Source organism: Pseudomonas sp. AC016, assembly GCF_979253365.1.
Map to the genome: position 1 here is coordinate 5,214,906 of NZ_CEEDCC010000001.1, position 23,717 is coordinate 5,238,622.

General features: G+C 63.8%; 4 protein-coding genes. All 4 read left to right on the forward strand.

Annotated features, from left to right (window positions below; translation table 11 throughout):
* Positions 1 to 454 precede the first annotated feature (454 nt).
* From AC0IXS_RS23550 to AC0IXS_RS23565, 4 genes are read left to right on the forward strand one after another with little or no spacing between them, the layout of a single operon-like run.
* Complete coding sequence (locus AC0IXS_RS23550; protein WP_471825821.1) at positions 455 to 10,165, forward strand: non-ribosomal peptide synthetase; 9,711 nt, start codon at positions 455 to 457, stop codon at positions 10,163 to 10,165.
* Positions 10,162 to 14,274 (forward strand): non-ribosomal peptide synthetase, encoded by a 4,113-nt coding sequence (locus AC0IXS_RS23555; RefSeq protein ID WP_471825823.1) that lies wholly within the window; start codon positions 10,162 to 10,164, stop codon positions 14,272 to 14,274. The genes AC0IXS_RS23550 and AC0IXS_RS23555 overlap by 4 nt, the downstream gene beginning before the upstream one ends.
* A complete protein-coding gene (locus AC0IXS_RS23560) occupies positions 14,274 to 23,492 on the forward strand; it encodes an amino acid adenylation domain-containing protein (RefSeq protein WP_471825825.1) in 9,219 nt (3,072 codons plus the stop codon). Before AC0IXS_RS23555 ends, AC0IXS_RS23560 begins: the two co-directional genes overlap by 1 nt.
* Positions 23,479 to 23,667: an MbtH family protein gene (locus tag AC0IXS_RS23565; protein ID WP_122422465.1), complete on the forward strand. Its 189-nt coding sequence runs from the start codon at positions 23,479 to 23,481 to the stop codon at positions 23,665 to 23,667. The genes AC0IXS_RS23560 and AC0IXS_RS23565 overlap by 14 nt, the downstream gene beginning before the upstream one ends.
* The last annotated feature ends 50 nt before the right edge of the window (positions 23,668 to 23,717 follow it).

Consider the following 23,717-nt stretch of genomic DNA (forward strand, 5'->3'; position numbering starts at 1 on the left):
GCTCCGGGTCACGAACCCGGGCCAAGGATTGCCATGACTACAAGCCGGGCAATCTCAGCCGATCGGGACAACCCAGGCGCTGACACCCCTGCGCAGGCCATTCCCCGTCGTTGACCCTCAAACGAAAGATGAGGTTTCAAGTGGTCACGCGGTATGCATTCTCCAGCTTCAGGGCTCTCGCGACCAACCTCGCCATAGACCCTTCCCGTACCTCAGCTGCTCGCGAGCCACGCTTTCACGCGTCTCCTGCAGGTCTGCCCTCATTCGCCGTTCAATCTGTGTCCACGCACGACAGCACATTGATCCCGCGGGCACGCGCTGCACCTTCCCCCTGATCGCTTGATCCGAACCTCTGAACCCATCCCGGCCTGCTCGTCGGGATCTGGCACCTGCCTGAGTGATCGGTGCACGGCTGCCTTCACATAAAAAATGTAGTCATGGACGGTGATTTCCGATGCTCGACAGATCTTCCTCGCGTGGGAAAAACCCTGCGCAGTTCGCTGCGTTGTCCGTACCAAACAGTTCCGGCGAGGAACAGTTGGCGGATGCACTGCAGTGGCTGGAATTGCCGCTGGACCGTCCTCGCCCGCGTGTGCACGATTTGCGCTACGACGTGCATGTGCTGGAGCTGGACGAGTCGCGGGTTCAGCTAGCTGCAGGGCTCGGTTCCGCTCATGGCTGCAGCCTGTTCACGGTCGTACTGGCTGCGTGGGCAGCAGTGCTGGCGCGGTTGTCTGGTCAGCATGAAATCACGCTCGGTACCCGCACGCCGGGTTGTGAGGCGATGCGGCTACTGCGGGTGTCGTTCACCAGCGCCACGACTTTCAACCAACTGCTCGATCACGTGCATGGCGAGGTCAATGGAGCGTTCGAACCTAAACCGGTGCGTTTCGGGAATCCAGCCGTTCAGGTGCTGTGTGTCGGTGATCATCACAAGGATTTGCCTGCCGGTTTCGACCTGGCCTTGAGCCTTGTCGGAGCGGGCAGTCGCATCGACGGGCAGCTGCACTACGCAACGGCGCTTTTTGACGCGTCGACGGTCCAGCGTTTTGCCGGCTACCTGCGCCGCACATTGCAGCAGGTTGTCGAGCAGCCTGACCAACCCGTCCTGTCGATCGACATGATGGGCGACGTTGAACGTCAGCAACTGGTCCATGACTGGAACTCGGCGCAGCAGCCGTTCGACGAGAATGGTTATGTGCATGAATTGTTCGAAACACAGGTGCGTCTTCAACCTGACGCCGTTGCGGTGCGGTTCGGACAGCTGGCGCTGAGTTACGAACAGCTGAACCTTCAGGCCAACCGTCTGGCGCATTACTTACGCAGCCTCGGTGTCGGCCCGGACGCTCGGGTCGGTATCTGTGTGGAGCGTTCGCCGGACATGTTGGTCGGTGTGCTGGCGGTGCTCAAGGCAGGCGGCGCCTACGTGCCGCTCGATCCCGGTTATCCGCAGGCCCGGCTGGCCCACATGCTGGCTGACAGCGCGCCGTGTGTGGTGCTCACACAGAGGTCGGCAGAGGCGGCCTTGCAGCGGGCGCTGGAAGGTTGCGCGGTGCAGCCAGCGTTGCTGGATATGGCTGAAACCGCGCTATGGGCCGCGCAGCCTGCAGACAACCCTGATCCTCGTGCGGTCGGCCTCACCGCTCGCCATCTGGCGTATGTGATTTACACCTCCGGGTCCACCGGCACGCCCAAGGGCGTCATGGTCGAGCACCGTGGGCTGTGTGCAGTGAGTGCTGCGTGGGACCATCTGTATGACCTGCGCGCGCCGCTCAATCATCTGCAAATGGCGGGTTTTTCCTTCGACGTTTTCAGCGCCGACCTGATCCGGTCGCTGGGCTTCGGCGGCACCTTGGTGCTGTGCCCGCGCGAAACCCTGATGGACCCGCCCGCGCTCTATCGCCTGCTCAGTGAGGCCCGTATCGGTTTCGCCGATTTCGTACCGGCCGTGCTCAACCCGCTGCTGGCCTGGATCGAAAACAATGGTCATGACCTGTCGTTCATGCGCACGGTGGTCTGCGGTTCGGATATCTGGACGGCTCACAGCGCCCGGCAATTGCGCAGGCTGTGTGGCGATCAGGTGCAGATCGTTCAGGCCTATGGCGTCACCGAAGCCAGCATCGACAGCAGTTGTTTCGAGTTCGACGCCCACAGCTCGCTCGAAGGCGTGCTACCCATCGGACGAGCACTGGCCAACACCCGGATTTATCTGCTGGACACGCTCGGGGCGCCGGTGCCAACCGGTGTCACCGGCGAATTGCATATTGGTGGCGCAGGTGTTGCGAGAGGTTATCTGAACCTGCCCCAAATGACTGCCGAGCGCTTCATCGAAAGCCCGTTCGTGGCGGGCGAGCGTCTGTATCGCAGCGGCGACCTGGCCCGTTATCGCGCCGATGGAAACATCGAGTTCATTGGCCGCAACGACACTCAGACCAAACTGCGTGGCTTGCGCCTGGAGTTGGGTGAAATCGAAGCGCGGCTGGCGCAGGTGCCGGGGATACGAGACAGCCTGGTGCTTGTGCGCGAGGACGAACGGGATATCAAGGCGCTGGTGGCCTGGTTTTGCGCCGACGACGGCACGGTCCTGACGCCGCGCACGCTCCGTGAACAGTTGCAGACCCATCTGCCCGATTACATGGTGCCCGCCGCGTTCGTACGCCTGGCTGCCTTGCCGCTGACCCCGAACGGGAAAATCGACCGCACGGCGTTGCCAGCGCCGGACGCAGACGCCTTTGATCAGCGTGACTTTCAGCCTGCCCAAGGGCCGCTGGAAACCGCGCTCGCAGTCATCTGGGGCGACGTTCTGGCGGTTGAGCGCGTCGGCCGTGACGATCACTTCTTCGCCCTCGGCGGTCACTCGCTGCTGGTCATGCGCGTGCTGGCTCAGGTCCGGCAGCAACTGGGTCTGGAGGCGTCACCCGCTGCGCTGTTTGCGGCACCGGTGCTGCATCAGTTTGCCGAACGCCTGGGCGACCTGCAGAGCGCGGCGCGTCCGGCGATAACGGTCGTCGATCGAAGCGACACGCAAACGTTGTCGTCCGCCCAGCAGCGTCTGTGGTTTCTGGCGCAGATGGACGGCGGCAACGCGGCCTATCACATGCCGTTGAACCTGCGTCTGCGCGGCACCTTGCACGTCGCGGCGCTGGAACGCAGCTTCAATCAACTGGTGGCGCGCCATGAAGCGTTGCGCACCACGTTCGTGGCGGTTGAAGGCGAAGGGCGGCAGCGTGTCGCGGCGCCGGACTCGGGCATGCCGCTGCCGGTGGTCGATCTGCGCAGTCACGCTGATGCCGAGGCGCGGCTTGTCCAATTGATGGACGAGGAGGGCGCCAAGCCGTTCGACCTGACGGGTGGGCCGTTGATGCGCGTCAGTCTGATCAGGCTGGCAGACGACGATCACGCTCTGCTGCTGACCCAGCACCACATCGTCTCGGATGGCTGGTCGGTGGGCGTGCTCACCCGCGACCTCGCGCTGCTTTACGAAGCGGCTTTGCAGGATCGCGACGCAGACTTACCGCTGCTGCCTGTGCAATACGTCGATTACGCCGCGTGGCAAAGGCAGTGGCTGGCCAGTGACACCATGGAAGCGCAGCGGCGCTACTGGCGCGAAACGCTCGCCGGCGCGCCCGTACTGCTGGAACTGCCGACCGATCACAAACGCCCTGCGGTCCAGGATTATCGTGGCGGGTTCGTACCGCTGACCTTCGACCGAGCGCTGACGGACCGGCTCAAGGCGTTGGGCAGGCAGCAGGGCACCACGTTGTTCATGACATTGTTGGCGGCCTGGTCGCTGGTGCTGATGCGCCTGTCCGGGCAGCGCGATGTGGTGATCGGTGTGCCTTCGGCGAACCGCAGTCAGCAGGAACTGGATGGCCTGATCGGCTTCTTCGTCAACACGCTCGCGCTGCGCATGACCCAGCCGGAGAACGCTCCAGCGGCGCAATCGGTGGCGGGCTGGCTGCAACAGGCGCGTCGCGTTGCGCTTGGCGCGCAGGAACATCAGGAGCTGCCGTTCGATCACGTGGTGGAACTGCTCAACCCGCCGCGCAGCCTGGCGCACAGTCCGCTGTTTCAGGTGCTGTTCGCCTGGGAGCAGGATCAGGATTCGGACCTGATCCTGCCAGGTCTGGACATCAGCCCGATCCACGCTCATCAACAGGTGGCCAAGTTCGACCTGCAACTGGCGCTCAGCGAACAGGATGGACAGATCGTCGGCGGCCTCGAGTATGCGTCGGGGTTGTTCGAGCCCGAGACGGTGGCGCAGTTCGGGGAATACCTGCGCCGCGTACTGACGCAGATGGCCGATGACAGCGAGCAGTCGTTGTCGACCCTCGATCTGCTCGGCCCACAACAGCGGCGGCAGATGATCGGTGACTGGAACCGCACCGAGCGTGACTTCCCGGCCGCCGACTGTGTGCAGCGCTTCGAAGCGATGGCTCGGCGTACACCCGACGCCGAGGCGCTGCGTACCGAGGGGCAGACGCTGACCTACGCCGAATTGAATCGCGCCGCCAACCGCCTGGCCCATTACCTGATCGACAAGGGCGTGGGTCCTGAACAGCGCGTCGGTTTGTGTCTGGAGCGTTCGCCACAGATGGTCATCGGCCTGCTGGCGATTCTCAAGACAGGCGCCGCTTACGTACCGTTCGACCCGGCCTATCCGCCTGAGCGACTGGCTTTCATGTTCAGCGACGCCAGCCCGAGCCTGCTGCTCACGCAGTCTTCGCTTGTCGACGCGCTGCCACTGCCCGACAGCCATCTGCCGGTCTGCTGCCTCGACGTCGACACGCAAGACTGGGCGCAGCGTTCGGACACGGATCCGCAGGTCAGCGTCAGCCCGGACAATCTGGCGTACGTGCTCTACACCTCAGGTTCCACCGGGCGGCCCAAGGGCGTGGCGCACAACCGGCGCGCGCTGGACAACCTGATTGCCTGGCAGCTCGACGACGCACACACGCCGCGCCGGGTACTGCAATTTGCGTCGCTGAATTTCGACGTCTCGTTTCAGGAAATCTGCAGCACGTTGTGCCAGGGCGGCAGCCTGTTGTTGATGAGCGAAACCAGCCGCAAGGACCTGGCGTCGCTGCGCTCGACACTGGTTGCAGAGGGCGTGCAACGGGCGTTCCTGCCGTTCGCCGTGTTGCAGCAACTGGCGGGCCTGACCGAGGCCGATGCGCCGATGCCGGAGGGCGGTTGCGAAATCATCACCGCAGGCGAGGCGTTGCAGGTCAACGATGAACTGCGCGCCTTTGTTCGTGGGCTGGGCGGCACGAGGCTGCACAACCAGTACGGCCCGACCGAGACCCATGTGGTCAGCCAGTTCAGCCTTTTGTGCAGCGACGCCGCACACTGGCCGGACGCGCCGCCCATCGGGCGTCCCATCGCCAACACGTGGCTCTACGTGCTGGACCGCGACCTGAATCCGCAGCCGGTCGGCGTGGCGGGAGAGTTGTACATCGCCGGTGCCTGTCTGGCGCGTGGTTACCTGAACCGCCCGGACCTGACCGCCGAACGTTTTCTGCCCGACCCTTTCAGCCCGCAACCCGGTGCGCGCATGTACCGCAGTGGTGATCTGGCGCGCTTCCAGACTGACGGCAACGTGCAGTATCTGGGGCGCATCGATCAGCAGGTGAAGCTGCGCGGGTTCCGCATCGAATTGGGCGAGATCGACAGCCTGCTGCGCCAGCAACCCGGTGTGCAGGAAACGGCCGTGCTGTTGCGCGAAGATGTCCCGGACGACAAGCGTCTGGTGGCTTATGTGGTCGGCAGCGCAGCCCCTGAAGCCCTGCGCAGCGCGCTGCAGCGTCACTTGCCGGAACACATGATTCCGACGGCCTGGGTCTCGCTGGCGCAACTGCCGCTGACCCGCAATGGCAAGCTGGACCGCCAGGCCTTGCCTGCGCCCGAGCGTCAATCCGCAGCCTGTTACGAGGCGCCGCGCAACGAGATCGAGCAACAGATGGCGCTGATCTGGGCCGAAGTGCTCAAGTGCGAGCGTGTAGGCATTCACGACAACTTCTTTGAGCTGGGCGGGCATTCGCTGCTGGCCACCCGGATGATCTACGCGATCAATCAGCGGATGGGCGCGCAGTTGTCCCTGAGCAGTCTGTTCAAGACCCCGGTTCTGATGGATCTGGCCGCGCAGGTACAGATCACCCGCGAAGATGACTGCCAGCCGCCAGCGGCCCCGCTGCGCATCGAACCGGATCGTGCTGCGCGTTATGAGCCTTTTCCACTTACCGATATTCAGCAGGCGTACTGGTTTGGCCGCGAAGCCTCGGTCAGCCTCGGCGGCGTCAGCGCCCACGGTTATGAAGAGCTGCGCATTCCAGACCTCGACGCAGCGCGCTTCGAGCAGGCGCTCAATCGCATGATCCAGCGTCACGGCATGCTGCGCGTGGTATTTCTCAGCGATGGCACGCAGCAGGTGCTGGAAACCGTACCGACCTATCACATGCCGCGCAGTGACCTGCGCGGACTGCCCGCAGACGCTGCGCTACAGACCTTGCAAGCGACCCGCGAGCGCCAGTCGCATCAGGTGCTGGACGCCAGTCGCTGGCCGTTGTTCGAATTCAGTCTGTCGCTGCTCGATGACGGTATCAGCCATCTGCACATCAGCCTCGACGCCCTGATCGTCGATGCCGCGAGCACGCAGATTCTGGCGCGTGAGTTGATGGCGTTCTATGCCGATCCGAATCAGGTTCTGCCGGAGCCGGGCCTGACGTTCCGCGATTACGTCCTGGCTGAGCACGCACTGCGCAACAAAAGCCGCTACGCGCAGGCGCTCGATTACTGGCGTGAACGGGTGTCTACGCTGGCACCTGCGCCGGACCTGCCGCTGGTGTGTCAGCCGGACAGCATTGCCCGGCCGCACTTCACCCGTCGTGACCGCGAGCTGTCGGCGGTGCAGTGGTCGCAACTCAAGGCCGTTGCCAAACAGTTTGCCGTGACCCCGTCGGTGATGCTCCTGACCGCATTCAGCGAAGTGCTTGCGTTGTGGAGCCGGCAACCACGCTTCACCCTGAGCCTGCCGTTGTTCAACCGCATGCCGCTGCACCCCGACGTGGATGCGATCATCGGTGACTTCACCTCGCTGGTGTTGCTGGAAGTCAGCATCGACGGCAAGGCGAGTTTTACCGACAAGGCCCGCTCGGTGCAGGCGCGATTGTGGCAGGACATCGATCATTCGACGGTCAGTGGCGTGCGCGTGTTGCGTGAGCTGTCCCAGGCCCGTGGCGTGCAGCAGACCGCGATGCCCATTGTGTTCAACAGCACGCTCTCGGAAGCTGCGCCGGAACTGGCCGAGTTCAACCTGGCCGATGCGTTGAACGCCCGGCACATGCACAGCATTACCCAGACCCCACAGGTGTGGCTCGACCATACGTTGCTGGAGCTGGAAGGGCGTTTGTTGTTCAACTGGGACAGCATCGACGAGCTGTTTCCCGACGGCTTGATCGAGCAGATGTTCGTGGCCTACAACGCACTGCTCGATGCGCTGCTCGAACCTTCTGCATGGAACGCCAGCACGCCGCAACTGCTGCCGGTGGCCCGCCTGCCCGCGCCAGTCGACCTCCCGGTCGAATCGCCTCTGATGCACGAACTGTTCGAACGGCAGGCGCTGGCGACACCCGATGCGCTGGCGGTGATCGGGGTGCAGCGGCAGTTGAGCTACCGGCAATTGCGTGCAGAAGCCCAGGCGCTGGGCGCGCGGTTGCAAGGTCTGGGCGTGGTGCCCAATCAACTGGTCGCCGTGGTCATGGAGCGCGGCTGGGAACAAGTGGTGGCGACGCTGGCGATTCACTATGCAGGCGGTGCCTACCTGCCCATCGACCCGACGCTGCCCGCCGAACGTCTTCGACACATTCTGGAGCGTGCCGAGGCGAGTCTGGCCTTGACCCAGCCTGCCTTGGTGACACGCATCGAATGGCCGTCGCAGATCAAGGTGCTGGCCGTGACCGATGCGGTTCCGGCAGAACAGACCCCGTTGCAGCCAGTCAGTCGCGCAGCCACCGATCTGGCTTACGTGATCTACACCTCGGGCTCCACCGGCATGCCCAAGGGTGTCGTCATCGACCACCGCGGCGCGGTCAATACATTGCTCGACATCAACCGTCGCTATGCCGTCGGCCCGGCGGATCGGGTGCTGGCGATCTCGTCGCTGAGCTTCGATCTGTCGGTTTATGACTTCTTCGGCACGCTGGCCGCTGGTGCAGCGGTGGTGCTGCTCGATCCGCAACAGGCGCTCGATCCGGCGCACTGGATGACGCTGATTCGCGAGCATCGGGTCAGTCTATGGAACTCGGTGCCCGCGTTGTTCGGCATGCTGCTGGAATACGTGGAGAGCGAGCGCGGTGCATTGCCGGCGAGCCTGCGTGTGGCAATGCTGTCCGGCGACTGGATTCCCCTGACGCTGCCCGAACGCGCCTGGGCGCTGCAGCCAGGTTTGAGTCTGAATAGCCTGGGCGGTGCAACCGAGGCCTCCATCTGGTCGATTCACTATCCGGTGCAACAGGTCGATCCGCAGTGGCGCAGCATCCCCTATGGCAAGGCGCTGGATCATCAACGCTTTTACGTGCTCGACGAGGCGTTGCAGCTTCGGCCGAGCTGGGTCACCGGACAGCTGTATATCGGCGGCATCGGCCTGGCCAAAGGGTACTGGCGTGATGAGGTGTTGAGCGCAGGCAGCTTCTTCGCCCATCCATTGACCGGAGAGCGCCTGTACCGGACCGGTGATCTTGGACGTCTGCTGCCCGACGGCAACATCGAGTTTCTGGGCCGTGAAGACATGCAGGTCAAGGTTCAGGGCTATCGCATCGAGCTGGGCGAAATCGAAGCGGTGCTCAATCGACACCCCGGCGTACAGAGCGCCGTGGTGCGGATTCTCGGGGACACGCTGGGCGAAAAACGCCTTGCCGGTTATGTGCTCAAGGACGATCCAGCATTGCAGGCCGGCGACTTCACCCAGTACCTGGCCGACAAGTTGCCAGCCTACATGGTGCCGTCGTCGTTCACCTTCGTGCAGGAATGGCCGCTGTCGTCCAATGGCAAGGTCGATAAAAAGCGCCTGCCTGAACCCGAGGAAGCACCACTGTCAGGTCCGGTTCTAGAGGTTGAGGGTGCGCAGGAAGAACGTCTGGTCGCCATCGTGCAGGACGTGCTTAAACGCTCGGCGATCAGCGCCGATGCCAACCTGCTGAGCCTGGGCGCGACCTCCATCGACATCGTCCGAATCAGCAACGCGCTGTCCGGCGAACTGCACTTCCGTCCCAATGTCGCGCAATTGCTCGCGCAGCCCACGCTGCTGAATCTGCTCGCCCTGTATCGGCAGAGCGGGGCGCAGAGCACTGCGGCGAGCCACGCTGGGGAGCGAGTGGCCCAGCCTGAGCAAACAGTCGAGAAGGTCATCGAAGACCCCGATCAACGAGCGCGTTTCAAGGCCGACCAGCGCGGCCGTCGCGCCTTCGACCGGGATCTGCCGGAAGTGCGGCTGCAACGGCCCGACGACAGCTTCTACACAAAGCGTTTCAGTGATTACCGCTCGGTGCGTCAGTACGCGACGCAGCCGGTCGAGGCAGCAGCCTTTGCCGAGTTGCTGGCCAGTCTGGCGCAGGGGCAACTGGACGCTCAGGTCAAATACCAGTTCCCCTCCGCAGGCGGTCTGTACCCGATTCAGGCCTACCTCTACATCAAACCGCAGCGGATCAACGGCGTGCCCGGTGGCGCGTATTACTACGACCCTGTTCAGCATCGCTTGCTGGCGCTGGGCAGCGGTGTGCTGGACCCGGACACCTACGACTACTTCGTGAACCGGCCGGTGTATGAAAACGCCGCGTTCTCGCTGTTCTTCATCGCCGACATGGCCGCCATCGAGCCCTTGTACGGCGAGCGCAGCCGTGACTTCTGCCACATCGAAACCGGTGCGATGGCGCAGTTGCTGACCATGACGGCAGCCGACTACGGCCTCGGGCTGTGTGGCATGGGGTCGCTTGAGGAACACCAATTGCCTGCGTTGTTCGATCTGGGCGCGAGCCATCGGCTGATCTATTCGATGGTGGGCGGCGTGCGGGCTGCGGGTGAGCAGCGCAGGGATCACATCGAGGCGTTTGTGTCCGATCCACACGCTGAACTGCCCGACGACTACGACATGGAAGAGGTTGAAATATGAACGCCCGTGAATTGCTGGAACTGTTCGACCGCCATGCCGTTGCGCTCGAAGTGGATGGCGACAAACTGCGCTGCAAGGCGCCGCGTGGTTTTCTCACGGACGAAATGCTTCAGGCACTCAAGCTTCACAAGCTGGAGCTGATCGCCCGGCTGAACGGGGCCGATCCGGCCGCGATTCCCCGACGCAGCGATGGGCAGGCCGACGTGCCCCTGTCCTTCTCCCAACGCCAGCTGTGGTTCCTCGACCAGCTTGAACCGGGCAGTGCGTTCTATAACGTGCCGACGGCCGTGACCCTGAAAGGGCCGCTTGATGTGGCGGTGCTGGAAAGGGCGCTGAACGGGCTGGTCGCACGCCATGAAATACTGCGCACCACGTTTCGCAGCATTGACGGCGAGCCGCGTCAGGTGGTGCACGCGGCCATGCCGCTGGCGCTGTCCGTGACCGATCTGCGGGATGTCGCAGAGGCCGAGCGGGAGACGATCATCAGGGCGGCCGTCGAGTACGACGCCAAAGCGCCGTTCGATCTTGCTCACGGCCCGTTGTTTCGCGCTTCGCTGCTGCGCCTGGCGGACGACGAATACCTGTGGTTGTACTGCGTGCATCACATCATTGCCGATGGCTGGTCCATGGGTGTCGTGTTGCATGAAGTCGCCGCGCTGTACGGCAGCTTTCTGCGAGGACAGCCCTCAAGCCTGCCGCCGCTTGCGGTGCAATACGCCGATTACGCCTGCTGGCAACAGCACCGTCTTGGCGGCGGGGCGCTGGAACAACAGCTCGATTTCTGGCGGCGCACGTTGCACGACGCTCCGCCATTACTGACCCTGCCTACCGACCGGCCACGGCCCAGAGTGCAGCGCTATGCCGGGGCAACCTTCAGTTCGTCGCTGGACCCTGCGACCTTGCGCGCACTCACTTCGCTGGGCCGGGAAACCCGTGGCACGTTGTTCAATGTGCTCACGGCGGCGCTGTCGGTGCTGCTGTGGCGCTACAGCGGTCAGCAGGATCTGTGCATCGGCACGCCGTTCGCCAATCGGACCCGTCCCGAGGTCGAGCCGCTGATCGGGCATTTCGTCAACACGCTGGTGATCCGTCAACGTCTGGACCCGCAGCAGACCTTTGCCGAATTGCTGCGTGAGGTGCGCACGACGCTGCTGGACGTGCACACCCATCAGGACGTGCCGTTCGACCGGGTCGTCGAAGCGGTCAACCCGCAGCGCGATACGGCTTACTCGCCGCTGTTCCAGGTCATGCTGGTGCTGCAGAACACTCCCGGCGCTGCCGTGCAGTTGCCGGGCGTCGAGATGGCGCCGTACATCACCGGCAGCGCGACGGCCAAATTCGATCTGGCTTTCGAGTGGGTCGAGCGCGACGGCAGGCTGAACCTGCTGGTCGAATACAACACCGACCTGTTCGACGTCAGCACCATCGAGCGCCTCAGTGCTCATTACCGGCATCTGCTGGAGCAGATCGCGCAGGATGCCAAGCAGCCGATTGCAGCCCTGCAATTGCTCACCGAGGCAGAGCGCGAGCAGATGCTGATCGAATGGAACCGCTCGGCTCCGCTGTGGCAGGTTGCCGAGTGCGTACACAGCCTGGTCGAGGCTCAGGCCGCCGCGCATCCTGACGCCTGTGCCGTGGTTTTCGAAGATCAGTCGCTGAGTTACGCCGAACTCAATACCCAGGCCAATCGGCTGGCGCACTACCTGCGTGAGCAGGGCGTCGGTCCGGACGTTCGGGTGGCGGTGTGCATCGAGCGTTCGCTGGAACTGCCGGTAGCCCTGCTGGCCGTGCTCAAGGCGGGCGGCGCCTACGTGCCGCTGGACCCCGATTACCCGGTCGGTCGCCTCGGCCACATGCTCAAAGACAGCCGTCCCGCCGTGCTGCTGACCCTTGGCAACGCCCGTGCGATTCTGCGGCAGGCGCAGCAGGATGCCGGTTGGGAGGCGCCGGTGCTCGACGTTCAGGCCGATGCCGGGCTCTGGGCCGGGTGCGCCACACAGAACATCGAGCCGCGCAGTATCGGGCTGACCGCTGATCATCTCGCCTACGTCATCTACACCTCGGGCACCACCGGGCTGCCCAAGGGCGTCATGGTGGCGCATCGCGGCCTGAGCAATCTGCTGCTGTGGTGCCTGCAGGTCTGCGGCGAATCCGGCGCGATGCTGCACAAGATTCCGTTCGGCTTCGACGCCTCGGCCTGGGAAACCTTCTGGCCGCTGGCCACGGGCGGGCGACTGGTCATTGCACGTCCCGGCGGGCATTTCGAACCGGGCTATCTGGCGCAGGTTGTCCGTGAACAGCGGGTCACGGCCATGGTGTTCGTGCCCGCCATGCTGCAGCTGTTTCTGGACGTCGATGAAGTGACCGCGTGCGACTCGCTGACGGACGTGTTCAGCGGTGGCGGCGAACTGTCACCGGCGCTGGCCCGACGTTTTCAGGAGCGCTTGCCCAATACCCGTCTGCACAACGTGTATGGCCCCACCGAAACCACAGTCATCAACAGCATCTGGACCCTGGAGCCCGGCGCCGAAGTGCCAGCCCGTCAGTTACCGATTGGGCGGCCCATCGCCAATAACCGCCTGCACGTGCTGGATGAGCGCGATGCGCCGGTGGCGGTCGGTGTCACCGGCCAGCTGCACATTGGCGGCGTGGGCGTCGCGCGAGGTTATCTCGGGCTGGATGCGCTGACGGCCGAGCGCTTCATCGACAGCCCGTTCGTGGCCGGGGACCGCTTGTACCGCAGCGGCGATCTGGCGCGCTATCGGGCGGACGGTCAGGTGGAGTTTCTCGGTCGCAACGATTTTCAGGTCAAGTTGCGCGGCGTGCGCCTTGAGCTGAGCGAGATCGAAGCACGACTGGACATGTTCCCGATCCTGCGTGCCTGCGTGGTGCTGATGGTCGGCGATACAGCACAGAATCAACGGCTGGTCGCGTGCTATGTGGCTGACGAACCGCTGGACGAAGCCACACTGCACGCGCATCTGGCCGTGACCCTGTCCAGTGCGGTGCTGCCCAGCGCCTACCTGTGGCTGGAAAAACTGCCGTTGACTGCCAACGGCAAGGTGGACCGCGACGCGCTGGCAGCCCTGGCCGATCAGGATCTGGCCGCGCGTCAGGTCAACCTCGGCAGCCCTCGGGACCACATCGAACTGGCGCTCTATCAGATCTGGAAGAGCCTGTTGCTGGCGCCGCAGATCGGCATTCGCGACAACTTTTTCAACGTCGGCGGCACCTCGATTGCGGCCATCAAAATGGCGTATCAGATCGGTCAGACCTTTGCCGTCGACGTGCCGGTGCGGGTGATCATGGCTCACCCGACCATCGAGGCCCTGGGCGGCTGGTTACGCACTGGCGCCTACCTTGCCGCTGCGCAAGGCAACCTGATCGAGTTTCGCCGGGGCGAGGGGCGACGCAATGTCGTGTGCATCCACCCGGCGGGCGGGACGGCGTTCTGTTACCTGTCGCTGGCCAAGGTTCTGCCGGAGCACGTCGGTGTCTACGGCGTGCAGTCGCCGGGCCTGAATCCCGGGGAAAGCACCGAGCCGACTGTCGAAGCCATGGCCGAGGCCTACCTGCGCCTGATCGAACCGATGACCGACCGGCCGCTGATTCTCACCGGCCTGTCGTTCGGTGGGCTGGTGGCCTATGAAATGGCCCGACGCCTGACCGCAGCGGGGCACCGTCAGGTGACCGTGGTGCTGCTCGACACCCAGGGTTCGGACGATCCGGGTTTCCGGCAGCAGATCGGCACCGTGGACATGGCCGAGTTTCGCGACAAGCTGGTGCGCTTCAACGGCATGTATCCGGGCATCGAAGACGCACAGGTCGAGCGCTATTTCCATCTCTACAACCATAACCGGCTCGCCATGGCGGCTTACGATTGTGCGCCGCACGCCGGCCGGATCGTGCTGATTCAGGCCCGCGAAGGCTTCAGTCGTCGGCAACTGCATGAACTGCGCGGCTTCTGGCGCCGCCGTGCAGGCGACGGCTATCTGGCCAGGCTGGTGCATGGCGGGCACTGGGACATGCTGGAAAGCGCTGAAGTGCATCGCGTCTCTGAGGTTCTGGGGCGCGAGCTGCAACGTTTCGATACGCAGGAGGCGAATTGATGGACAGTCACGAGAGCGGTGCGCAAACCTCGATGACCTTGCTGGGTCGTTTTGCCTGGCAGGTCCGCCGCCAGCCGCAGGCACTGGCGGTGATCGACCGGCAGACCCATCTGAGCTACGCACAACTGGCCAGCGCCAGTGAGCGTATCGCCTGCGGGCTCAAGGCTCGCGGCATAAAACCCGGCGAATCCCTCGCGCTGTGTATGCCGCGCAGCTGGCAGTGGCTGGCGGCCATGCTGGGTGCCTTGAAGGTCGGCGCCGTGGTGGTGCCACTGGACGCGGCCAGCCCGCTGCAGCGTCGGGAGCTGATGCTGGCAGATGCCGGGTGCGTCGGTCTGGTGACCCTGACGAATGATCCGGACTGGACGCCGTCGGTCTGGCAGGTCGGTGTCGAGGACTTGCTGGATCATCCCGATCATCCCGTTCAGCCGCTCGCTGAACACTTTGCCGAGGTGATGTTCCTGTTCTACACCTCCGGCACCACAGGCGTGCCAAAAGCGGTCGAGGTCGGCGAGCGCGGTCTGCTGCGGCTTGCCGAACCTGAGGGTTACATCGAGATTCGTGCGACTGACCGGTTCGCCTGCCTGTCCAATCCGGCATTCGATGCGTGCAGTTTCGAGGTCTGGGCACCGCTGTTCAATGGCGGCTGCTGCGTGATCATCGCTGACGACGACCTGCACGATGCGCGACGCCTCGCCGAGGTGCTCGAAACGCAGCGGGTCGACAACCTGTTCATGACGGTTTCGCTGTTCAATACCTTGAGCGCCGATTTTCCGGCCTGCTTCGCCAGTTTGCGTCAGGTGCTGATCGGTGGCGAGCAGGTCAGCGCTGCTGCTGTGCGCGCCTGGTACCACGTCAATCCCGACAGCCAGTGCCGGATCTTCAACGCGTATGGCCCTACCGAATGCACCACGTTCGCCCTGACGTACCCGATTGCCCGGAATTTTCAGGGCGATTCAGTGCCGATCGGCCGACCGTTGCCAGACACCGGACTGTGCGTTCTGGACGCCCAACAATGCGCGGTCGAGCAGGGCGAAGCAGGCGAGCTGTACCTGAGCGGCAGCGGCGTCGCGCGCGGCTACCGCAATCGCCCGCATGATACGGTGCACAGTTTCGTGCAGTTGCGTGACCCCGAAGGTGCAGAGCGGCGCTATTACCGAACCGGCGATCAGGTGCGGCTCAACAGCGACGGCTTGATCGAATACCTGGGCCGCATGGATCGTCAGGTCAAGGTTCGCGGCTTTCGTATCGAGCCGGGCGAGATCGAGCAGCGTCTGCTGGAGCATCCAGGTGTTGCCCAGGCCTACGTCTGCACGCGCCGACACGCTGCTGAAGACCATCAGTTGCTGGCGTTCATTGTGCCGCGACACCCGTTGGACTATCGCGAGTTCGACACGCATCTGCGTACGCAACTCGCACCGTGGATGCGTCCGCATCAGCTGTTCGTGGTGCAGCGTTTGCCGCTGACCGCCAACGGCAAGATCGACCGCGATGCACTGCTGGCCCAACCGCTGGCACCCTGGCGCGCGGCTGTCGAACAGCCGGGTCACGAAGCGCCTGTTGCGCAAGCGCAGTCGGTGGCGCTGGATTGGCTGCTGAGTCAGGCCCGCATGCTGTTGTCCCAACCTGCGCTGTGCGCTCAGGATGACTGGTTGGGCAGTGGTGGCGATTCGCTGAAAGCCATGCGCCTGCGCTCTATGATTCGCACCCGTTGGCAGCGCGACATCACCATGAGCGCGCTGCTCAGCGAGCTGTTCTCAGCGCTCGCCGAGCGCTTGAATGCCGAGCAGAACATCGCCTCCGGTTATCCCGTACCACCCGCCATCAGCAACGACCGGCGTCAGCCTGCAACTGCCGAACAGAGCCGACTGTGGCTGCTGCAACAGCGCACGCCGGACTCGACCGCGTACAACGTGCCGATCATCCTGAACCTGGCGAATGGGGTTCGGACTCAGGCGCTGGCCGATGCAGTGGATCGCCTCGTGGCCCGGCATTCGGCGTTGCGCATGGCGTTCGAGTCCGGTCCTGACGGGTTGTATCAGGTGGTGGCCGAGCACGGCACGCCATGCAAAGTCTTTGCGCCCGGGCATTTCACGCAGGACACCTGGCGCAGCTTTGCGACGCTGGTCTTCGACACACCGTTCGATCTGTCGACGCCGACCCTGTTTCGGGCCTGGCTGCTGCCGTTTGCCGATGGCAGCTGTCGGCTGTTGATGAACCTGCATCACATCATCACCGATGGCTGGTCAATGAACCTGCTGTTCGATGATCTGACGCAACTGTACGAAGATGCGGCGCAGGGCCGAACCACAGGCGATGCATTGCCGAGCCTGACCACGCTGGAATTCGCCCAATGGCAGCGTCAGTGGCGCGTGGCCCCGCAATACCGTGATCAGCGTCGGGCGCTGGCTGAACTGCACCGTCGTCAGGACACGCCTTCATCAGCGCTTTCGCCGGTGCGTGCTGTCAGCCCGCAGGCCCGTCTGTATCGGCAGCCGCTGGGCGAGTTGCGCAGCGCCGCACTGGATCGTTTCTGCAGCCGCCAGCGCTTTACCCGTTTCGACGTGCTGTTCAGTGTCTACGCCTGGAGCCTGTATGCCCTGACCGGTTGCGAGCGGCCAAGGATCGCCAGTCCGGTATCGAATCGGCCGCTGGCAGAGTTCGAGCACGCGCCGGGCATGTTCGCCAACACCGTGCTGATTCCCGCTGCGTTCAATCATGAGGTGACGTTGAGCGAGCAACTGCGCATTCAGACCGAACTCGTGCGCGAGGTGCTGGCGTTGCAGGATGTGGCTCTGGCGGATCTGGTTGAAGACCTGCGGCTGTCATCCGGTTCGGCCCTCTTTGATTTCATGTTCGTGCTGGAAAACACCGATTACGCCAGCCTCAACGACGGGCCGCTGCAGGCCACGCTGGAATTCAACGAAACGTTGCAGGCCAAGTGTCCGCTTACGTTATTGGTGGTGCAGGGCGGATCGCAGCTTGAATGCTGGTGGGAATACCAGAGCAGTCACTTCGATGTGGCACAGATCGACGCCATCAACATGCTGTTCCAGCGTGGTCTGGACGCTCTGCTGGAGCGCCCGGCCGCGACGTTGCGTGACGTACTTGTACCGTATCGTTTCGGCCTGCCTCCGGCCAGTGTCGGCGACCGCACCGATCCGCCATTTACGACCCTGGCCGACTGGTTCGAACATCAGGCGCTGTGCACACCGCATTCCATCGCGCTGGTCGCTGAGCAGCGCCATGTGAGTTACGCCGAGCTGAATACATTGGCCGATACCCTGGCTGCGCTTCTGGTCGAGCAGTACCCGGCGAATGATCAAACAAAAGAGCCACTGCAAGTGGTGCTGTATCTGGACGCCTCGGTCGAGCACATCGTCGCCTTGCTGGCTCTGGCCAAACTCAACCTGACCGCAGTACCACTCGACCCCGGTTATCCGTTGGCCGTTCAGCGTCAGGTGTTGCAACAGGCGCAGCCGCACTGCCTGCTGTTCAGCACCGCGACCGAAGCGGCACTGAATGAACTGGCGAACGACCGTTTCGTCTGCCATCGCGTTGACCTTGATGCTGCGCCGCGATCCTTGCAGCGCTCGCGACACAACGGCGAACGTCCGCTCTACACCCTGTTTACCTCGGGCTCCACCGGTACGCCAAAAGGTGTGCAGGTGCCGGACCTGACACTCTGCAACCTGCTGCAATGGCAGCGCACCCAGGGTCAGCTCCCAGCACGATCCGTTACCCTGCAATTTTCCATGCTGTCCTTCGACGTCTCGTTTCAGGAGATTTTCAGCACCCTGTGCGGTGGCGGAACCTATCACCTGATCAAACCGCGCTGGCGTCAGGATGCGCAGGCGTTGCTGGAATATCTGCTCGAAGCACGCATCGAGCGATTGTTCCTGCCGTGTGTGGCCTTGCAGCATCTGGCACAGACCGCCGTCGGCCAGAAGATGTACCCGCAGGCCTTGCGCGAGGTGATCACGGCGGGCGAGCAACTGCTCTGCACCGATGCACTGCGCGACTGGTTTGACGGCATGCCGCAGGCGCGCCTGTTCAATCATTACGGCCCGACCGAAACCCATGTGGTCAGCGCGTGGCGCCTGCCCGAGTCCGTTCGGGACTGGCCGTTGCGAGCACCCATCGGGCGAGCGGTGAGCAACGCGCTGTTGCTGCTGGTGGATGACTTCGACCGTCCCGTTCCTGCCGGCAATCGAGGTTATCTGCTGGTGGCCGGGCCGATGATTTCCCGCTGTTACCTCGCAGATCCTGTGCTGAATGCCACGCGCTTCGTCGAGCTGCCACGGCCCGATGGCAGCACGGCGTTGTTCTATCGCACTGGCGATCTGGCCTGCGCCGATGTCGAGGGGCGTTTGCACTATCTGGGACGTGACGATCAACAGGTCAAAATCAGCGGTCAGCGCCTGGAACTGGGGCAGATTGAAGCGGCGCTGATGCAGCACCCTTCGGTGATCAATGCGGTCGTGATCCTTCAGGACGAGCCGCAGCGCCTCACGGCCTGTCTGCACCTGGACGGCACGCCGTCCGATCTTCAGGCGCTGGATCGTCAGGTGGCGCTGCACCTGCCCGCCCATGTACGCATCAATGAATACCGCCAGCTCGACGTCTGGCCGCGCACGCCCAGTGGCAAGATCGATCGCAAGGCATTGACCGGGCTGGGCGTGGTGCTGGAACGCTCGTTTACTGCGGCACCTGCGTCGGAACTCAGCCCGCTGGAACAGCAGTTGACCGAGCTGTTCGTGGCGGTGATCGGGCGTCCCATCGAGCCGGATCAGACGTTTTTCGAGGCCGGTGCGACCAGTCTCGGCCTGATGCGGCTGCATGCGCGCTATGCCCAGGCATTGCCGCAGGCCGTTTCGATGTCCGACCTGTTCGAACACGTCACCGTGCGGCGTCTGGCGCACCATCTGGGCGGTTCATCATCAGCGCCGGTCAGGCGCGAGCAGGGCGTCGATGCTGTCGAGACCCGTGAACAACCCATGGCAATCATCGGCATGACCGTCAACGTGGCCGGTGCGCAGAACCTGGCCGAATTCTGGACGATGATTCAAGGCAATCAGGTGGGCATCGAGCAGTTTGCCGCCGTCGAGGGGCAGGTGGGCGCTCGCAGTCAGCTGACGGGTCTGCTGGATTTCGACCCTGAGTATTTCGGCATCAGCCGTCAGGAAGCCCGTCTGATGGACCCGCAGCAGCGGCACTTGCTGATGGCATGTGTGCAAGCGTTGCAGCACGCGGGGATGGTCCCGAAAGCCGACGGTCCGCGCATCGGGCTGATCGCCAGTTGCGGCGAGACCACTTACTTCCAGCAGATGCTGCGCGAGAGCGCTGACGGCGATCTGCCGGACGGCTTTCAGATGGCGTTGCATCACGACAAGGATTTTCTGGCCACCAAGGTCGCTTATCACCTGGACCTTACCGGCCCGGCCATGAGTGTTCAGGCCGCGTGCGGCAGTTCACTGATCGCGGTCCATCTGGCCGGTGCCCTGCTGCGTCAGGGCGACAGCGACGTGATGCTGGCCGCTGGCGTGCTGGTCGATCCGACACTGACCGAAGGCTATCGCCACCGTTCCCAGCACATCTTTTCCCGCGATGGCCTGTGTCGGCCGTTCAGCGAGGACGCCAGCGGCACCATCGGCGCCAGTGGTTATGGCGTCGTGGTGCTCAAACCGCTGGCACGCGCCAGGGCTGATGGCGACCGGATCTACGCAGTGGTCGAGGCCACGGCGCTGAACAACGACGGTCGCAGCAAGATGAGCTACACCGCGCCTTCTGTGGCGGGGCAGACGGCGGTCATCCGTGATGCCATGCGCAAGGCAGGCGTGGGCGGAACCGACATGGGCTACATCGAAGCCCACGGCACCGGCACCTTGCTGGGTGATCCAGTGGAGGTCGCGGCGTTGGGCAAGGCGTTTGGCCCTGCACCGGCTGCCAGTTGTGCGCTGGCCTCGGTGAAAAGCCAGATCGGTCACCTGGGCGCAGCGGCAGGCGTGGTCGGGCTGATCCGTGCAGCGCTTGCGGTCTTTCACGGCGTGATCCCGCCCAACCTCGGCTTCTCCCGGATCAACCCGCAGATCGACCTGGAACACTCGCCGTTCTATATCCCGACCACGTCCCGGCCATGGCCGGAAGGGCGTCGACGGCTGGCCGGGGTCAGCAGTTTCGGCATTGGCGGCACCAACGCCCACGTCATTATCGGCGCCGCGCCACAGGCCGAAATCGTCCCGCAGGACGACGCGCCGTGTCTGCTGCTGTCGGCGCACAGTCGTTCGGCGCTGGAACGGGACATGGCGGTCATCGAAACCTGGCTCAACACCTTTCCCGAACAGCGGACCGCCGTGCTGCGGCATGTGCAAACCGGGCGCCGCGCCTTGCGCTGGCGCTTCGCGATGATCTGCCCGTCGAATGAAACGGTGTGCCTGCAGCCGTCGTTGATCAGGGAAGTCGTGCCATCGGAGGCCCGCGTGACGGCCAGCGAGCTGTCGCCGCACGCCTTGCTCGACGCCTGGTATGGCGGGGCGACGATGGACTGGCCGACACGTTCAGCGCCACCGCCGTGGGATCTGCCGCCGTCGGCCTTCGATCTGCAGACCTATCGGTTTCAGGCATCGTCTGCTCTTGAAAAAGTTACTGAGCGACAGCCCGTGGCCGACTGGTTTTACCAACGGCAATGGCAGCGGGTGCGGCGCTTGAGTTCACGCCCGCTGGCTCAACCTCGGGAATTGCTGGTGGTGTGCAGCCACGAGGCCCTTGACGACACACTGCGCAGTTGCTTGAAAAACGTCTATCGGCGAGTGGTCGAAGTCACGGCGGGGAATGGCTTTCAGCGACTCGCCACCGACCGCTTTGTGCTGGATCCGCTGGACACCCTGGCGCTCACGCGCCTGCTCGACATTCTGGCCGCAGCGGACGGGGATCAGCCGGCACCGCTTGAGTTGGACTGGCTGCACGCCTTGCCGTTGTCGGTCACCGGCAGGGTCAATGAGCAAAGCCTCGCTGCCGCGCAGTGGGCGTGTCTGGACACCGTCAGTGCGCTGTTGCAGGGCTGGGGCAAGACGCCTCGGACTCCCGCGCTGAGGTTGTGGCTGGTGTCATGGCAAGCCTGCCCGGTGTACGGCGAGGTAAAGCGTCCCGAGCTGGCAGCCTTGGCCGGGATCACCGAAGTGGTGCCGCAGGAATACCCGGTGCGTTGCCATTGGTTGGACCTGAACAGCGCGCAACTGGCGGCTCGACCTGAAGCACTGGCCGCGCTGCTGGCGGACCCTGCTGCGGCACCGAGACGCATGGCCATCCGCGACCATTACCTGTGGCAACCGCATCTGCAGGCAAGTCCGGTTATGGCGTCAACCGTCGATCCCTGCCTGCTGCCGCAGGATGGCGTGTTTCTGGTGATCGGTGGCAGCGGTGGCATCGGCCGTACCTTGTGCGAGCACCTGTTACGAAACAATGACCAGCGGCGCGTGGTGTTGCTGACGCGTCACGGAGAATGTCCTGACGCATTGCAGGCTTACCGCTCGCGTATCGATCCGGTTCAGGCCGATATCGCCGACCGGACGGTCTGGCCTCAGGTGCTGGAGCAACTCGAACGGCGTTACGGCTACGTTGACGGGGTGATTCACGCTGCAGGCGTCGGTGCTGGCAGCCTGATTCGTCATCGCGACGCCAGAACGCTGTCTGAAGCCATGGCCGCCAAAACCCTCGGCATGCTGGCGGTCGAAGAACTGATCCAGCAGATGACGCCGAAATTCGTACTGTATTGCTCCTCGATGGCTGCGCTGTTCGGCGGTGCCGGTCATCTGGACTACGCTGCCGCCAGCGGCACTCTGGACGGCTTCACCCATTACCACCCGAACGCCGCCAGCGATTGTGTAAGGCTCGGCATCAACTGGGACATCTGGCGTGACATCGGCATGGCCACGGACGCTGGAGCTGGAGCAGGAGATGCCGTGCATCAACGGCACCTGGCGGTGGGCATGTCGGCGCAGGAGGGCTGTCAGGTATTCGATGTGGCGCTCAGCACTCAGCTGCCGCAACTGCTGATCTCGACGACGTCCATCGAGACGGCGCGACAGTTCTATCCGGTTCGACATGGCGCGGGATCGGTAGCGGCGCAACCTGTTGCTCAGGCATCTGCTTCCACGGCGCCGGGTAAAGAAGAGCAGGGCGCAGACCTTCGGACTCGTCTGCATGACTGCCTGTGCAAATGGCTCGGCGTGACAGAACTGGACGAGGATGACTCGCTCTATGAGCTGGGCGCCGATTCACTGACCTTGCTGGACCTGATCGACGAACTGCAGGCGGCGACGGGTGAGGTGGTCGAGCTGTCCCGGTTCAGTCACAAGGTCAGCCTGCGCGAGGTGCTTGCACTGGTGCAGACCGACAGCCCCGACGCCATCGAAGCCGCCGAGGATGCCTGGGCTGACGCCGTCCGCATCGATGAGTGGAACCCGGGTGCAGGCCGCGACTGGCTGTACCTGATTCACCCGGTGGGCGGGGATGTTCAGGCGTATCGGGAACTGGTCTCGGCGCTGCATCCTGATCTGGGCGTGCGGGTCATCGCCGACCCGGCGTTGCGTTTGCCCGAGCTGCCAGCCATCAGTCTGGTTGAGCGTGCACAGCGGTATGTGCGAGCTGTGCAGAATGGTCACCCCGACGGCAAACACTGGCGTCTGGCTGGCTGGTCGTTCGGCGCCTGGGTTGCGCAGGCAATGTGCAGCCTTGCGCAGACCTCGGCGTTGTCGCAGCCGACGCTGTACCTGATCGACCCACCCGCACCGGACGCCGGAGCCGAGCTGGCGCAGATCGACGAGCAGCACATTCGAGAGGTCTTCCAGCGCGAGTTTTCCGCGCGTCGGCCCGGCGACATGGCCTCTGAGGACACGCCGCGCTACCTGCAACGCCTGATCGTCTGCTGTCAGAACAACATGGCAAGCATGGCGGATCATCGTCCCGTGCAACTGTCTGCGACGGCGACGCGCCTGTTCATCGCCACGCAGCCCAATCCCTACGGCATGGGCAGCAAGTGGCAACCGTCAGCGCTCAAGACCGCGTGGCAGGCCCTGGTGCCGAACATGCTGAGCTGGCAGCCGCTGGACACCGACCACTACGGCATCGTCGCCAGCCCGTCGGTGCAGACCATCGCCAACATCATCAATACCGACTTGATCGAGCACACGCACGGAGAGCGACATGAACGAACCTGACCCGCAGTTCGAAGTGGTCACCAATGCCGAAGGCCAGTATTCCATCTGGCCAGCGGGCAAGCCGATGGCTGTTGGCTGGAGCAAGGCGGGCGTGTGTGGCGAGCGGCAAACCTGTCTGGACTACATCGCCGAGCACTGGACCGACATGCGTCCGCGCTCGCTGCGCGAAGGGTGACCGGTCGCATTGATCGGCCCGGCAATCGGATATGACAAGAAGAGGATGAA

Excerpts from the sequence above, each read along its gene's own strand:
- AC0IXS_RS23550 (WP_471825821.1), top strand. The coding sequence starts at position 455 with ATGCTCGACAGATCTTCCTCGCGTGGGAAAAACCCTGCGCAGTTCGCT.
- AC0IXS_RS23555 (WP_471825823.1), top strand. The coding sequence starts at position 10,162 with ATGAACGCCCGTGAATTGCTGGAACTGTTCGACCGCCATGCCGTTGCG.
- AC0IXS_RS23560 (WP_471825825.1), top strand. The coding sequence starts at position 14,274 with ATGGACAGTCACGAGAGCGGTGCGCAAACCTCGATGACCTTGCTGGGT.
- AC0IXS_RS23565 (WP_122422465.1), top strand. The coding sequence starts at position 23,479 with ATGAACGAACCTGACCCGCAGTTCGAAGTGGTCACCAATGCCGAAGGC.